Source organism: Streptomyces sp. NPDC087215, from assembly GCF_044744885.1.
Classification (GTDB): Bacteria; Actinomycetota; Actinomycetes; order Streptomycetales; family Streptomycetaceae; genus Streptomyces.
Map to the genome: position 1 here is coordinate 46,951 of NZ_JBIUZD010000007.1, position 14,943 is coordinate 61,893.

Below are 14,943 nucleotides of genomic sequence, written 5' to 3' on the forward strand. Positions count from 1 at the left end.
CGTGCGCACCCGCCTCCTCCCGCTGCTCATCGTCCTGATGGCGGGCGTCCTGCTCGCCCTCGGCTTCCCGCTCGCCGCCAGCCTCGCCGCCGCCGAACAGCAGCGGGTCGTCGTCGACCGGCTCGACGACGCCGCCCGCTTCGCCGCGCTCGCCCAGTTCGTCAGCGAGACCAGCCCCGGCACCGACGAACGGCGTACCACCCTGCGCGGCGAACTCGCCAGCTACCACGACGTGTACGACATCCGCACCGGGATCTTCCACCGGGACAACCGCGCCATGGCCGCCGCCCCCGAGGACTGGGTCGTCCCCTACGAGGGGGAGGGCCGACGCGCCTTCAACGAGTCGCTGCTCGGCCGCCGCAGCCACGACCCGCCCCAGGTCTGGCCCTGGCAGCGCGACGCCCGGCTCATCATCGCCTCACCCGTCGTCCGTGACGGGGACGTCGTCGCCGTCGTCGTCACCGACTCGCCCACCGGACCGCTCCGCTCCCGCATCCTGCGCGGCTGGCTGCTGATCTTCGCCGGAGAGGCCGTCGCCATGCTCGTCGCCGTCGGCGCCGCCTTCCGGCTCACCGGCTGGGTCCTGCGGCCGGTCCGCGTCCTCGACTCCGTCACCCACGACATCGCCACCGGCCGGATGAACTCCCGGGTCGCCGCGACCGGCGGCCCGCCCGAACTGCGGCGCCTCGCCAGCTCGTTCAACGAGATGGCCGACAACGTCGAAGAAGCCCTCGAACAGCAGCGGGCCTTCGTCGCCGACGCCTCCCACCAGCTCCGCAACCCACTGGCCGCGCTGCTCCTGCGGATCGAACTGCTCGCCCTCGAACTCCCCGAGGGCAACGAGGAGATCGCCTCCGTACGGACCGAGGGAAGGCGCCTCGCCCAGGTCCTCGACGACCTCCTCGATCTGGCGCTCGCCGAGCACACGGCCGCCGAGCTGCGGCTCATCGACGTCGGCGCGCTCACCGCCGAACGGATCGCGTCCTGGCGGCCGGTCGCCGACGACAAGGGGGTCGCCCTCACCGGGGAGTGCGGGGCGGTCACCGCCTGGGCCGATCCGGTCGCGCTCTCCAGCGCCCTCGACGCCGTCATCGACAACGCGCTGAAGTTCACGCCCCCGGGAGAAGAGGTCACGGTGGCCGTCGCCCCGGGCCGTACGGAGGTCTCCGTCGTCGTCGCCGACCACGGTCCCGGCCTCACCGACGAGGAGCTGAGCCGGGTCGGCGACCGCTTCTGGCGCTCGGGACGCCACCAGAACGTGAAGGGCTCGGGCCTGGGCCTCTCCATCACCCGGGTGCTGCTCACGGCGGGCGGCGGCGGCCTCGCCTTCGCGCCGAACGCGCCGCACGGCCTGCGGGTGACGGTCACGGTCCCGCGCCACCCCCCGGCGGACACCGGGGACGGGGAACGTCAGGGTTTCACCGAGCGGTAGTAGCGGCGGGCGCCGTCGTGCAGGGTGAGGGGTTCCGTGTAGACGGCGGTCCGCAGGTCCACCAGCTGGGCCGGATGGACCCGGCGGCCGATCCCGTCCCTGCTCCTGATCACCGTCCGGGTGAAGCCCTCCACCAGGTCCTCCTTCGCCTCCACCGTGGTGACCAGGAGGTTCGCCACCGCCAGGGTCTCTATCGGCCGTCCGTTCTGCGCCCTGGCGTAGGCGTCGGCCGGGATCACCGCCGAGCGGTAGTGCCGGGTCGACCCGCCCACGTCGTGCAGCCGGTCGACGAGCCCCGCGTCCAGCGGGACCAGCCGCACCGGAGTGCGCTCCGACAGCGCCTGCACCGCCTGGGTCGGCAGCCCGCCCGACCAGAAGAAGGCGTCCAGCTCACCGCGCTCCAGCCGTCCCGGCATCGTGTCGATGCCCGCCGGGACCGGCTCGACGTCGCTCACGGGGGTGAGTCCGGCCGCCGCGAGGACCCGGTCGGCGATCAGCCGCACCCCCGAACCGTCCTGGCCCACGCCCACCCGCAGACCCCGCAGGTCCCGCACGGTCCGCACCGCGGAGCCCTTGGGCACCACGAGCTGGACGTAGTCGTCGTAGAGCCGGGCGCAGCCGCGCAGCCGCTCGAAGCCGGGCCTGCGCTCCCGCTGGTACTGGGCCACCGCGTCGGCGGTCGCGATGGTGAAGTCGGCCTCGCCCGCGGCCACCCGGGCCAGGTTCTGCTGGGAGCCCTCGCTGTCGGTCAGACGTATCGAGACCTGGGGCAGGTCCTTGGCCAGGGCCTGCTGGAGGAGTTCCCCGTACCGCTGGTAGACCCCGGTGGGGACGCCGGTGCTGAAGGTCACCGTGCCGCTGGGCGCGGGCGGACCGAACGGGGCCGTCCACCACACCAGCAGCCCGCACAGCGCCAGCAGCGCGGCGGAGACCGCCAGGGCGCGGCGGCGAGCGGCACGGGAGAGCGAGGGGGACATCCCGCGATAGTGCCAGCTCACCGTCGCCCTGGCCAGGCTCCGCCGGGTCCGTGGCAGGTCCGGACCGGACAGGGGCAGGTCCGGACCGGACGGGCGAGGCCGGACCGCCCGGCCGCTTCCCGGTCACCCCGGGCCCCGGCGAGGCCGTCCCCGACCCCCGAGGCCGCCCCGGCCCCCGCCCCGCACGCCCCCCCCGCCCCCGTACCGCCCGGAAGGGGCGTACGCGCTCCGCCGAACTGGTGAGCGGTCGCCCGGACGGGGTCCGTCGCCGTGTGTCCTGCCGGGGCGCCGGGGACCCGGCGGCTAGCGTCGGAGCACGCTCGGTGATCTTGAGGGCAGTCCCCTGCCCGCCCCTGGCCACCCCGCCCGAGCCGACCGGCACACCCCCGTCCCCGGGGAGTCCCGTGTCCCCGCCCGTGCTCCGGGCCCCGTCGTGCGGCGTGCCGGGCGGCGGGCCCGGCACACGGCCTCAGCCCGCCACGGCGGTCAGACGGCGCACCACCTCGTCCCGGCCCAGCGCCGCCGCCACCGTGAACAGGTCCGGGCTGCGGGTGCAGCCCGTGAGCGCCACCCTGATCACCTGGGCGATGGCCCTCGGCGGCCCCGCCCAGCGCTCCGGCTCCCGCCGCCACGCGGCCGTGTCCGGTGCGTGCCCGTGCAGGACCGTCAGCGCGCGGAGCCTGCCGTACCACTCCTCCGGGGCCGCCACCCCCTCCGTCTCCCGTACGAACCCGGCGGCGACGGCCCGCACCAGCTCCTGCGGAAGACCCCCGTACCGGTCGTCCCCGGGCGCCGGTGCCGGACCGAACAGCTCCGCGAAGAAGAAGCCGTACCGGTCCCGGAAGCAGGACCAGCGGTCCAGGTCCTTCCGGGCGGGCGCGCCCTCCGGCCGCCCGGCGGCCACCGCGGCCAGCGCCAGGTCCCGGTGCCGGGCGAGGACCGACGCCAGCTCGGGGTCGTACTCCTCCGCCCAGGCGAGCAACTGCGCGTACAGCTCCTCCGGCGCCAGCGAGGCGATGAACTCCCGGCTCAGGGAGTGCAGTTTGGGCAGGTCGAGCAGCGGCCCCGAGGGGCGCATCCCGTCGAGCCGGACGGGCGCGGCGAGCGCCTCGGCGGTGGGGACGTCCATCAGCCGGATGTTGGCGAGCCCCCGCAGATAGTGCTGCACGGCCGCCGGGGGATACCCGGCCGTCAGGTAGTAGTCCACCGACGCCTCGGGGTCCTTGCGCTTGCTGAGCTTGCGGCGCGAGGGGCCCTCGGCCTTCATCAGCGGCGCGAGGTGCGCGTACGAGGGCGGCTCGAAACCGAGCGCCGTGTGCAACTGGAGATGGACCGGCGTCGACGACAGCCACTCCTCCCCGCGCACCACGAGCGACACCCGCATCAGGTGATCGTCCACGACATGCGCGAAGTGGTAGGTCGGCAGCGGGAGTTCCTCCTGCGATGACTTCAGCAGCACGATGTCGTTGCCGTTGTCCTGCATGGTCACGGAGGACCGGATGCGGTCACTGAAACGGACCCGCCCGGGGAACTCGTACGGGCAGCGGAACCGCACCACGTACGGCTCGCCCGCCCCGATCCGGCGCGCCGCCTCCGCCGGGCCGAGCGTCCGGCACGGCGCCCACCGCCCGTAGTAGCCCAGCGGGGAGCGCCCCGCGCGCTGCTCCTCCCCGCTGCGGACCAGCCGGTCCCTGTCGCAGAAGCACGGGTAGGCGCGGTCCCGGCGCAGCAGTTCGCGGACATGGCTGAGATAGACGTCCCGGCGCTCCGACTGGAGGTAGGGCCCCCAGGCGCCGTCCCCGGACACCCCGCCCTCGTCGGGCGCGAGCCCGAAGGCGCCGAGCAGCCGGGAGAACTCCTCGGCGGCGCCCGCGACCCGGCGCGAGCGGTCGGTGTCCTCGACGCGCAGCACGTGCGTGCCGCCGCTCTGGTGGGCCAGGGCGCGCGACACGGCCGCCGTGTACAGACCGCCGATGTGCAGATGGCCGGTGGGGCTGGGGGCGAAGCGCGTCACCTCGGCGCCCCGCGGCAGGGCGCGCGGCGCGAACAGCCGCTCCCAGTCGGCCGGTTCCGGCAGATCGGGCGGGAACATCGCGTTGATGACGGAAAGGTCGAGCACGGTGGACTCCCTCCTGGGGTTCCTCGATCGGTCCACGGTAGGCCCGTGACCGGCTGATTCGAGCCGGACGGCCGCGCGAGGCTGCGGAACTCCGAACCCACTTCGGCGTTGTGGGCCCCGAGGGGGGTGCGCGGTCAGTAGCGTCCCCAGGACCGTTCCGTACGACGTACCCGCCCGTACCCGTACGCACCGAACCAGCACGACACACGGACACAAGGGGGTGTGATGGGCGGCACGCGCGCGGTGGCCCTGCTCGCGCTCGGCTCCTTCGCCATGGGGACCGACGCCTACGCGATGGCGGGGCTCCTCCCCGGCATCGGCGCCGACCTGGAGGTCTCCGTCTCCCTGGCGGGACAGTCCGTCACCGTCTTCACCCTCTGCTACGCCCTGGCGGCACCCCTGTTCTCGGCCGTTCTCGCGCGCTGGGGCACCCGGACCGTCCTGATCACCGCACTCGTCGTCTTCGTCCTCGCCAACGCCGGTACGGCGCTGACCGGTTCGTACGCCGGGCTGCTCGGCACCCGGGCCCTCGCGGGCGCGGGCGCGGGCCTCTTCACCCCGGCGGCGGCCACCGCCGCCGGAGCGCTCGTGCCGCCCGAGCGGCGCGGCCGGGCCCTCGGCCTCGTCCTCGGCGGCATGAGCGCCGGAACCGTCCTCGGCGTCCCCCTGGGACTGCTCGTCGCCGACCGTTCCGGCTGGCGCACCGCGCTGTGGCTGATCACCGGACTCGGGGTGCTCGCCCTGCTCGGCGTCGCCACCCGGCTGCCCGCCGTCACCGGCGCCGCCGCGCCGGACCTGCGGGCCCGGCTCGGCGCCCTCGCCCGGCCCCGGGTCGCCGTGGTCGTCGCCGTCACCTTCACCCAGACCGTCGCCAGCCTCGGTCTCTACACCTATCTCCAGCCGGTCCTCCGGCGGACCGCCGACATCGGGAGCGCGGTGCCCCACCTGTGGGTCTGGGGCATCGGCGGGGTCTGCGGCAGCTTCCTCGCCGGGGCCCTCGTCGACCGCACGGGGAAGCCCGCGTTCCTCGCCGTCGGCCTGCTCGGCACCCTCGCCACCGCCCTGGCCCTGCTGCCCTTCACCGGCGCCGTGCCCGGTCTCGTCCTGCTGCCCCTGTTCGTCTGGGGCGTGGTCGGCTGGGCGTTCGTCGTCCCCCAGCAGCACCGGCTGCTCGCCGGGGACGGCGCCGGGGGAGCCGCCGCCGTCGGCCTCAACAGCTCGGCCACCTATCTCGGCGGCGCCGTCGGCTCCGCGCTCGGCGGCCTCGCCCTCGCCGGCGGGCTCGACGCCCGCTGGCTCCCGCTCCCCGCCGCCGGGGTCGCGCTCGCGGGAGTCCTCTTCCACCTCGCCGCGGTCGGGGCGTTCGCCGGACGCGACGCCAGGACCGGCCGGAGCACCACGGACCATGCCAACGGGACCCGGGCCGCGGACGCGACCACGGACGGGGACCTGGAAAGGAACGCCCCATGAAGTTCGGCGTCAATCTGCCCAACTACGGCCCCGAGGCCACCCCCGACGCCCTCGCCGACTGGGCGCTGCGGGTCGAGTCGACGGGCTACCACTACGCGATGGTCTCCGACCACGTGGCGCTCACCCCCGATGTGCAGCACCTCTTCCCCGCCCCGTTCTACGACCCCTTCGCGACGCTCTCCTGGCTCGCCGGGGTCACCAGGACCGTGGGCCTCGGCACGACCGTCACGATCCTTCCGTACCGGCACCCCGTGCACACCGCCCGGGTCGTCGCCAACATCGACCGGTTCAGCGGCGGGCGGTTCGTCTTCGGGGCCGCCGCCGGGTGGGCGGCCCGCGAGTTCGCCGTCATCGACGTCCCGTACCGCAAGCGCGGTGCGATCAGCGACGAGTACCTGGCCGCGATCAAGGCCTGCTGGGCGGACGAGGTCGCCTCCTTCGACGGCGCCCACGTCTCCTTCCGGGAGGTGCACACCGGGCCGCTGCCCGTGCAGCGGCCCGGCCCGCCGGTGTGGGTCGGCGGACACAGCTACGGGGCGCTGCGCCGGGCCGTCCGCCTCGGCGACGCCTGGCACCCCACGTCCGTCTCCGGCGACTGGCTCCTCGGTGTGGGCGTGCCGACGCTGCGTCAGGTCGCCGAGGAGCACGAGCGGCCCGTTCCCGGCCTCTGCCCCCGGATCAAGCTCCGGGTCACCCCCCGGCCGCTCGGCCCGGGGCGGCTCCTCGGCGAGGGCACCCTGGGGCAGATCGCCGACGACCTCGGACTCCTCCAGGACCTGGGTGCCCAGGCGGTGGTCCTCGACCCGACCTATCCGGGCGACCGGCGCGAACCGGGCCGCACCGCGCGGGACCTGGACGTCCTGGAGACACTGGCCAAGGAGATCATCGACCTGGACGCGGGCCGCGTACGCTGACCGGTCGGTGAGGGAGGGGTGCGCGAGATGGTCGATCCGGACCTGCGGAAGCTGCGGGTGCTGAGGGAGCTCAGCGAGCGCGGCACGGTCAGCGCGGCCGCCCAGGCGCTCCACCTCACTCCGCAGGCCGTCTCGCAGCAGATCAGCGCCCTGGGACGCGAGTTGGGCGTACAGCTCACCGAGCCGTCGGGGCGCAGACTGCGGCTCACGGAGGCCGCCCGGATCGTGCTGCGGCACGCGGACGCGGTCTTCACCCAGGTCGAGCAGTTGCGCGCCGAGCTGGCCGCCCACCGGAGCGGCGAGCGGGGTCAGGTGGCGGTCGCCGGTTTCTCCACCACCCTCTCGGCCCTGATCCTGCCCGCCGTGGCGCGGCTGCGGGAGACCCGGCCGCTGCTGCGGACCTCGCTGGCCGAGGTCGATCCGCCGGAGAGCTTCTCCCTGCTGCACCGGGGCGAGACGGACGTCGTCATCTCCGCGGACACCACCCGCGCGGCCGGGAGCGCGGGGGAGGACGGCCGCTCCGACGGCCGGTTCCACCGGGTCGCGCTCTGCGACGACCCCTTCGACATCGCCCTGCCGGAGGGGCACCGGCTCCTCGGCCGGGAGCGGCTCGTCCTGGCCGACCTCGCCGAGGAGACCTGGATCTTCGCCACCACCGGGATGTGCCACGACATCGGCGTCGCCGCGTGCACGGCCGCCGGGTTCACCCCGCAGGCCTCGCACGCCATCGGCGACTGGGACGCGACCCTGTCGGCGGTACGGCTCGGCCTCGGGGTCGCGCTGGTGCCCCGGCTGGCCAAGCCGGCGCCCCGGCCGGAGGTGACGATCCGGGCGTTCAGCGAACACGCGCCGTCCCGGACGGTCTTCGCGGCCGTCCGCGAGGGCAGCCAGACCTCGCCGGAGATCGCCGCGGTCCTGGACGCGCTGCGGACGGTGGCACGGGCGGCGGTGGCGACGACGGCCTGACCGGCGGCCGACCACCGGGGCGGGTCGGGGCCGAGGCCGGGGCCGGGGTCCATCGGGGTCCTCTTCGGGCCCAGGGCCCGGAAGCCTGGGACCGAGGGGCTTTTGAGGTCTGCCCGGTCCGGCCTGGTCAGGCCCGGTCCGACCCGGTCCGACCCGGTCCAGGCCCCTGCCGTACGCCCCCGCCGGACGCACCTGTCGTACGTGCTCGCCTCACGCACTCGTCGTACGTCTCTGCCGTACGCGGTACGCCAACGCCCCTGCCGTACGCGCCCGCCAGGCACGCCCCGCCCGCCGGTGCCGGACACGAGAGGGGGCGGGTCCGGGCTCCCGCCGGACTCCACGTCGGGCCCGGCCGACAGGACGGTGCCGTACGAACAGGGTCGCCGGTCGAGTCCGTCCGGGCTCCCCGGCCGGTACCGCCCGGCCCGACCCCGCACCGCCCGACCCCGCCCCGTACCGCCCGACCAGCGCGAACGCGTCCGCCCGCGAAGGCCGCCCGTGATTCGCCACGGCTGCTGGAAGGTACCGTCCACCAGCCGTTGCTGGACCCGGCCGGGCCCCGGTGCCAGGCTCGTGGCCGTACCGCGGAACGTACCGCGCGTCCCCTTCCCCCTTCCTTCCCTGACTCCTCCGGAGAGCGGAAACACCCATGTCCAAAGCCACGTACACACGGCTGGCCGCGCTGAGCCTCATCTGGGGCTCCGTCTTCCTGTGGATCAAGATCGCCGGGTACGGCTTCTCCCCCGTGCAGATGGTGCTGATCCGGCTCGCGCTCGGCGCCGTCGTCATCCTCGCGATCGGCTACGCGAAGGGGCTCCGGCTGCCCAAGGAGGCCGCCACCTGGGGGCATCTGTCGGTCGCCGCGCTGCTCGGCAACGCCGTCCCCTGGACCCTCTACGCCGAGGGCGAGATCGACGGCTCCAGCAGCGTCGCCGCCGTCGTCAACGGCAGCGCCCCGATCTGGACCCTCGCCGCCGCCCTGCTGCTCGGCCAGGAGAAGCGGGTCTCCGGCTTCAAGGCGGGCGGCGTGCTGCTCGGTCTCGGCGGCACCGCGCTCATCGCCTCCCCGTGGAACTCCGCCTCCGCGGGCTCCGGCTGGAGCATCCTCTGCTTCGTCCTCGGCTCCATCAGCTTCGGCGCCAGCTTCGCGTACATGGGCAAGTTCCTGGTGGGCAGGGGCATCCCGCCGCTGATGCTCGCGGGCGGCCAGCTCGGCGTCGCCACCGTGATGCTCCTGGTCGCCTTCCCGTTCCTCGGTCTCCAGACCGTCACCTGGCGGACCGACTCGGTGATCGCGGTCCTCGTCCTCGGCGTCGTCTGCACCGGCTTCGCCGCCCTGCTCAACTTCGAACTGATCATCAAGGACGGGGCCACGGTCGCCTCGACCGTCACCTATCTGATGACCGCGGTCGCCGTCGTCCTGGGCGCCGCCGTGCTCCAGGAGCCGCTCGGCTGGACCGTGTGGGTCGGCGCCGTCGCGGTGCTCGCGGCCACCGGGCTGCTGCGGCGCAAGCCCCGCCCGGCACCCGAGCCGGAGCCCGCGCCCGCCCCGACCCCCGTGGCGACCACGACGGCGGCCGATTAGCCGCCGCCCGGGAAGCAGTGACGCGGGGCGACACCCGGCCGTTTCCGACGGCCGGGCGACCGCCATTCCCTCAGGAAATTCCGGGCCACCGACCGCAACATTGTGTTCATTAATGGGGCCGGTGGTGGGTGGTAGCGTCACAAGCGGAAACACCCGGCCTTTGTGGGGGAGTCGTAAGTGGCTTTTGTGGTCGAACTCGTTTTCCGTGGCAATGAGACGGACCGGCTGAGTTTCGGGGAGGCTCACCGGACCTACTGGAAAAGGATGGCCGCACGCGGCATCCTGCTCGGCGGCGGTCCCTGGCGGGACGGCACCGGGGAACTCCTCGTCTGCGACGCCCGTGACCGCCGGACGCTCCTGCGGGTCCTGTACGCCGACCCGTACGCGCAGGCCCAGGTCATCGGGGAACTGCGGGTCCGGGAGTGGAACGCGGTCATGGGACATGTCGTGCTCGCCGGTCTGGAACGGTCCACCGGAGGCGCCGGGACCCACGAACGAATACGCGGGGGCGTCCCGACGCCCGTCCCGCCGGCGCTCCGCGAGGAGACCGCCGTCCGCGAGGAGCTGACCGCCCACGAACGGCGCATCGCCACGATGATGCTCGACGGACTGACCAACAAGCAGATCGCCGAGTCCTTCACGGTGTCGACCCGCGCCGTGGAACTGCACATCACCCGGATCTACCGGAAGCTCGACATCCGCCGGCGCGCCCAACTGGCCGCTGCCATCGACCGGTTCGAAGCCGCGCTGGCCTGCTGATCCTTCACCTCGTCCGTATCCGCGCGCACATGTCCGCGCACACATCGCTGGGAGTCGTCATGCCGCTGGTCGAGATAACCGTCCCCGAGGGCAGTGTCACCGGAGCCGCCGCGGAGGTCCTGCAGCAGCGGGTCGCCGACTCCGTGCTGACCGCCATGCAACTGCCCCACACCGACTTCTTCGCCTCCGCCACCTGGGTGTACGTCCGGGAGGCGCCCAAGGGCCTCGCGGTCACCGGCGCGGGCACTCCCCCCGGGGTCCTGGTGGTGCTCACCCCGCTGAAGGGCTTCCTGACCCCTGAGCGCAACGAGGCGCTGGGGGCCGAGGTGACCCGGCACGCACGGGAGGCGACCGGGAGCGCCGACACGGTCGTCTGGCTCGTCGTCAACGAGATCCCGGAGGGGAACTGGGCCGTCAACGACGCCCTCACCCGCCGCGCCAAGATCGACGAATTCATCGCCGAGGCCGCCGCCGTGACCCGGGCCGAGTAATTCCGTTTCCGCTTTCCGGGTGTCCCGCACGGGCATCTCGCATTCCGGATGGTCCGGGGGGCCGCACGTCCCGCATTCCGGACCGTCCCGCATTCTGGACGGTCCTGCATTCAGGACCGCCCCGCATTCCGGACGCCCGCGGCGCCGCACCGTATTCACCGGTGCGGCGCCGTTCGCGTGCACGGACCGGATTCGGCCACGGGTGCGGAATCCCGTATCGATGTGCGGTGCTTTTCCCTCGTACGGTGATGTCAATGGCACCGACGGATCGGAGAGACTCGCTCATGGCTCTGCAATCGGCGCCGCGACTCGGTGTGGTGGTTCCTTCCGGAAACGCCGCGGCCGAACCCGAGATCGTGGGCCTCGTAAGCCCCGCACTGAATGTCCACACCGCGCGATTCCCGGTCCTTCCCGGAAATGACCTGCGCGGCCGTCTTGAGAAGTACAACGAGGTGCTCCCCGATGTCCTGGGGAATTTCGGCGGACTGCGTCCCGACGCCACCGTCGTCTCCTGCACCGGATCCCACTATCTGCTCACCCCGGACGGCGACCGCGCCCTCTGCGCGGAACTCTCCGAGCGGACCGGCGCGCCCGTGCGCTCCGCCGCCCTCGCCATCCTCGACACCGCGCGCGCCGTGGGCTCCGAGCGGCTCGTCCTCGTCTCCCCGTACGAGCCCTGGCTCACCGAACTGAGCCAGGGCTACTGGGAAGCCGCCGGGCTCGCCGTCGACCGGGTCGTCAAGATCCGGGCCGGCGCCCGCTTCTCCCCGTACGACGTGACCACCGACGAACTCGTCGCCCAGGTCCGGGAGGCCGAACTGCCCGAGGACGCCACCCTGTTGTTCACCGGCACCGGCATGTTCACCTTCGACGCGCTCGCCGAACTGGGCCGCGACAGCGCGCGGACCCTGCTCACCTCCAACCTGGCGAGCGCCTGGTGGGCCCGCGACACCCTCGGCGTCCCGGCCGACGGCCCCGACGCCCACCCGCTGCTGCGCAGGCTCGCCGAACGGACCGGCGCCGCCCGGGGCGACCGGTCCGAGGCCTCCGGCCGTACCGCCGTGACCGTGTCGTGAGCGGTTCCGCCGCCTCCCGGCGGGAACCCGTCGCCGTCGTCGGCGCCGGGCCCGTGGGACTCGCCGCCGCGCTCGTCCTCGCCAGGTCCGGCGTACCGGTCACCCTCCTGGAGTCCCGTACGGAACTCGCCACCGAGTCCCGCGCCTCCACCTTCCACCCGTCCACCCTCGACCTCCTCGACGAACTCGGCGTCGCGGCGGCCCTGCGCCGCCAGGGCCGTGTCGTCGACCGCGTCCAGTGGCGCGACCTGGACGGCGGCGTCCACGCCGAGCTGGACTACGCCCTGCTCGCCGGGGCGACCGGCCACCCGTACCGGCTCCACGTCGAACAGTCCCGGCTCACCCCGCTGCTGCTCGCCGAACTCGCCGCGACCGGACTCGCCGACGTGCGCTTCGGCGCCACCGTCACCGGTGCCGAGGACACCGGCGACGGGGTCCGGCTGCGCGCCGAGGACCCCGCCGGGCGGACCACCGTCACCCGGCACCCGTACGTCCTCGCGGCCGACGGCAGCCGCAGCGTCCTGCGGGACCTCGCCGGACTCCCCGGCACCGCCGAGGTCTACCCCGACTACGCGCTCCGCGTGGTCACCGAGACCCCGCTCGACGAACTGGTCCCCGGGCTCGCCGCGCTCAGCTACGTCCGTGACCCGCGGGGCTCGTACAGCGCGCTCGGCATGACCGACCACTGGCGGCTGATCTTCCGCGTCCCGCGCGGCACCGACCGGGACGAGATCCTCGCCCCCGACGCCGTACGGGCCAGGGTCGAGCGGGCGCTGCCGGGCGACGCGGGGCGCGCGGTCCGCGTCGGCGACGCCCACACCTACCGGCTCGCCCGGTTCCTGCTGCCCCGCTACCGGGCCGGCCGGGTGCTGTTCGCCGGGGACGCGGCCCATCTGACGTCCACCGCGGGCGGTCTGAACATGAACTGCGGGCTGCACGACGCGGTGGAGACCGGCCGGGCCCTCGCCGCCGTGCTGCGCGGCGACCCGGCGGGGGAGAGCGTCCTCGACGCCGCCCTCGACCGGCGCAGGAACGTCGTCGAGACGGCCGTCATCCCGCGCAGCGAGGCCCGCACGGCGGGCATCGACGGCCCGGCCGGACTCCCCGCGGCCCTCGCCGCCGTGAAGCGCACCGCCGCCGACCCCCGGTCGGCCGCCGACTACCTGTTCAAGGCATCACTTCTCGACGTCGCACCACGACCCCTGAAAGGTGACGCACATGCGGATCTGGTTTCACAAGCACACCGTTGAGGGACGCCTGCCGCTGCTCGACCAGTGGTACCGCGAGCACCTCGACTCGATCGCCTCACCCGGCACCACCGTCGACATCAAGACCCTGCCGGCCGACACCTACCCCGACCGCACCCCCTTCGGCCTGGTCGGCCACCACTCCGCCCAGGTCCTCTTCAGCAGGCACTTCTCCGAGTCCGCGCTCGTCGCCGAACGGGAGGGCTACGACGCCTGGGTGATCGCCGCGGGCCAGGACCCCGGTCTGCGCGACGCCCGCCACCTCGCCTCCATCCCGACCCTCGGCTACGGCGAGACGGCCTTCTTCCTCTCGGCGCTCACCGGGCAGCGCTTCGGCGTCCTCGGCTTCATGCCGCCCCTGGAAGAGCCCATCAGGGCCAACATCCGCCAGTACCGCCTGGAGTCCTCGCTCAGCTCCTACGAGGTCGTCCCCGGCGGCTGGGACTCCGTACACCGCTCCCTGGAGGGCGACTTCGACGAGTTCGTCGAGGTGTACTCGGCCGCAGCGCTGCGCGCCGCCAAGGCCGGAGCCGAGGTCATCATCCCCGCCGAGGGCATCCCCAACGAGATCCTCTGGCACCTCGGCATCCACGAACTGCACGGCCTGCCCGTGATCGACCCGGCCGGACTCGCCGTCAAGCTCGCCGAGACCCTCGTCCAGCTCGGCGAGCTGAAGCTCTTCCAGCGCAGCGGCCACGGCTACTGGTTCAGCCGCCCCGAGGAGCCCGTCTCCAAGCACCTGGAGCAGGTCTTCCTCGGCTCGGCGCTCTAGAGCGCGCCAGGAGATGCCGTGTACGCCGCCCGGCGGCAGTCCGGGCCCCCGCAGAACTCCGCACGACCGCACGCCACCACCCCAGCCGTCACACCTCCCGAGGAGTCACGCTCATGACGTACGACGCCTACGGCCGCAACACCGCGGCCACCGACCCCGCCGCCCCTTACTACCGCCCCCGCCGACTGCGCCGCACTCCCGCCCTGCGCCGGTTCGCCGCCGAGACCCGGGTCGGCCCCGCCAACCTCGTCCAGCCCCTCTTCCTCCGCGAGGGCCTGACCGAACCGCGCGAGATCCCGTCCATGCCGGGCGTCTTCCAGCACACCCGCGACACCCTCCGCAAGGCCGCCGCCGAAGCGGTCGCCAACGGGGTCGGCGGACTCATCCTCTTCGGCATCCCCGAGCACAAGGACCCCACCGGCACCGGCGCCGTCGACCCCGAGGGCATCCTCCAGGTCGCCCTGCGGGACGTCACCGCCGAGGTCGGCGACTCCACCGTGATCATCGGCGACATCAACCTCGACGAGTACACCGACCACGGCCACACCGGAGTCCTCGACGCCGACGGCGACGTCGACAACGACGCCAGCATCGAGCTGTACGCACAGGCGGCCGTCGTCCAGGCCGACGCGGGCGCCCACATCGTCGCCCCCAGCGGCATGATGGACGGCCAGGTCCGCCGCATCCGCGAAGCCCTCGACCAGGCCGGACACCAGTCCGTGGCCATCCTCGGCTACTCCGCCAAGTACGCCTCGCACTTCTACGGCCCCTTCCGGGACGCCGTCGAGTCCACCCTGCGCGGCGACCGCAAGGGCTACCAGCAGTTCCCCGGCAACATCCGCGAATCCCTCCTGGAGGTCTCGCTGGACGTGGCCGAGGGCGCCGACCTCGTCATGGTGAAGCCCGCCCTCGCCTACCTCGACATCGTCCGGCTCATCGCCGACCACGTCCAGGTGCCCGTCTCCGCCTACCAGGTCTCCGGCGAGTACTCCATGGTCGAGGCCGCCGCCGCCAAGGGCTGGATCGACCGCGACCAGGTCGTCCGCGAGAGCCTCGCGTCCATCCACCGCGCGGGCGCCACCCAGATCATCACCTACTGGGCCTCCGAGTTCGCCCAGACCCTGGACCGGTGACC

Annotated in this window: 13 protein-coding genes; 11 read left to right on the top strand and 2 right to left on the bottom strand. The window is 73.7% G+C overall.

Annotation, left to right across the window (positions count from 1 at the left end; all coding sequences use genetic code 11):
• Position 1 precedes the first annotated feature (1 nt).
• Positions 2-1,432 (top strand): ATP-binding protein, encoded by a 1,431-nt coding sequence (locus ACIO92_RS19785; protein ID WP_402282667.1) that lies wholly within the window; start codon positions 2-4, stop codon positions 1,430-1,432.
• Here the strand turns inward: ACIO92_RS19785 and ACIO92_RS19790 are convergent.
• Both ACIO92_RS19790 and ACIO92_RS19795 read right to left on the bottom strand, forming a co-directional pair.
• A complete protein-coding gene (locus tag ACIO92_RS19790; RefSeq protein WP_402282665.1) occupies positions 1,411-2,409 on the bottom strand; it encodes a TAXI family TRAP transporter solute-binding subunit in 999 nt (332 codons plus the stop codon). The genes ACIO92_RS19785 and ACIO92_RS19790 overlap by 22 nt on opposite strands.
• A 469-nt stretch (positions 2,410-2,878) precedes the next feature.
• Entirely contained in the window at positions 2,879-4,528 is a 1,650-nt protein-coding gene (locus tag ACIO92_RS19795; RefSeq protein ID WP_401241163.1) for a glutamate--tRNA ligase, read from the bottom strand.
• Between the two features lie 225 nt (positions 4,529-4,753).
• Between ACIO92_RS19795 and ACIO92_RS19800 the strand changes: the two genes are divergently transcribed.
• The 10 genes from ACIO92_RS19800 (at position 4,754) to hemB (ending at position 14,941) form a co-directional block, all read left to right on the top strand.
• The gene (locus ACIO92_RS19800; RefSeq protein WP_401241166.1) at positions 4,754-5,998 is read left to right on the top strand and encodes an MFS transporter; all 1,245 of its coding nucleotides are present in this window, start codon (positions 4,754-4,756) and stop codon (positions 5,996-5,998) included.
• A complete protein-coding gene (locus tag ACIO92_RS19805; RefSeq protein WP_366444206.1) occupies positions 5,995-6,912 on the top strand; it encodes a TIGR03619 family F420-dependent LLM class oxidoreductase in 918 nt (305 codons plus the stop codon). Before ACIO92_RS19800 ends, ACIO92_RS19805 begins: the two co-directional genes overlap by 4 nt.
• A 27-nt stretch (positions 6,913-6,939) precedes the next feature.
• Positions 6,940-7,878 carry a LysR family transcriptional regulator gene (locus ACIO92_RS19810; protein WP_366444207.1) on the top strand — a complete coding sequence of 313 codons (939 nt, stop codon included), beginning with the start codon at positions 6,940-6,942 and terminating at the stop codon, positions 7,876-7,878.
• 649 nt (positions 7,879-8,527) lie between these two features.
• Positions 8,528-9,463 carry a DMT family transporter gene (locus ACIO92_RS19815; protein ID WP_366444208.1) on the top strand — a complete coding sequence of 312 codons (936 nt, stop codon included), beginning with the start codon at positions 8,528-8,530 and terminating at the stop codon, positions 9,461-9,463.
• A 186-nt stretch (positions 9,464-9,649) separates the two neighbouring features.
• The gene (locus ACIO92_RS19820; RefSeq protein ID WP_366444279.1) at positions 9,650-10,222 is read left to right on the top strand and encodes a LuxR C-terminal-related transcriptional regulator; all 573 of its coding nucleotides are present in this window, start codon (positions 9,650-9,652) and stop codon (positions 10,220-10,222) included.
• A gap of 29 nt (positions 10,223-10,251) precedes the next feature.
• Positions 10,252-10,713 (top strand): tautomerase family protein, encoded by a 462-nt coding sequence (locus tag ACIO92_RS19825; protein WP_366444209.1) that lies wholly within the window; start codon positions 10,252-10,254, stop codon positions 10,711-10,713.
• Positions 10,714-10,997: 284 nt separating this feature from the next.
• Positions 10,998-11,789 (top strand): arylmalonate decarboxylase, encoded by a 792-nt coding sequence (locus ACIO92_RS19830; RefSeq protein ID WP_366444210.1) that lies wholly within the window; start codon positions 10,998-11,000, stop codon positions 11,787-11,789.
• Positions 11,786-13,039 (top strand): FAD-dependent monooxygenase, encoded by a 1,254-nt coding sequence (locus ACIO92_RS19835; protein ID WP_366444211.1) that lies wholly within the window; start codon positions 11,786-11,788, stop codon positions 13,037-13,039. Before ACIO92_RS19830 ends, ACIO92_RS19835 begins: the two co-directional genes overlap by 4 nt.
• Positions 13,008-13,808: an aspartate/glutamate racemase family protein gene (locus ACIO92_RS19840; RefSeq protein ID WP_366444212.1), complete on the top strand. Its 801-nt coding sequence runs from the start codon at positions 13,008-13,010 to the stop codon at positions 13,806-13,808. The genes ACIO92_RS19835 and ACIO92_RS19840 overlap by 32 nt, the downstream gene beginning before the upstream one ends.
• A 113-nt stretch (positions 13,809-13,921) precedes the next feature.
• The gene (gene hemB, locus ACIO92_RS19845; protein WP_366444213.1) at positions 13,922-14,941 is read left to right on the top strand and encodes a porphobilinogen synthase; all 1,020 of its coding nucleotides are present in this window, start codon (positions 13,922-13,924) and stop codon (positions 14,939-14,941) included.
• Positions 14,942-14,943 lie beyond the last annotated feature (2 nt).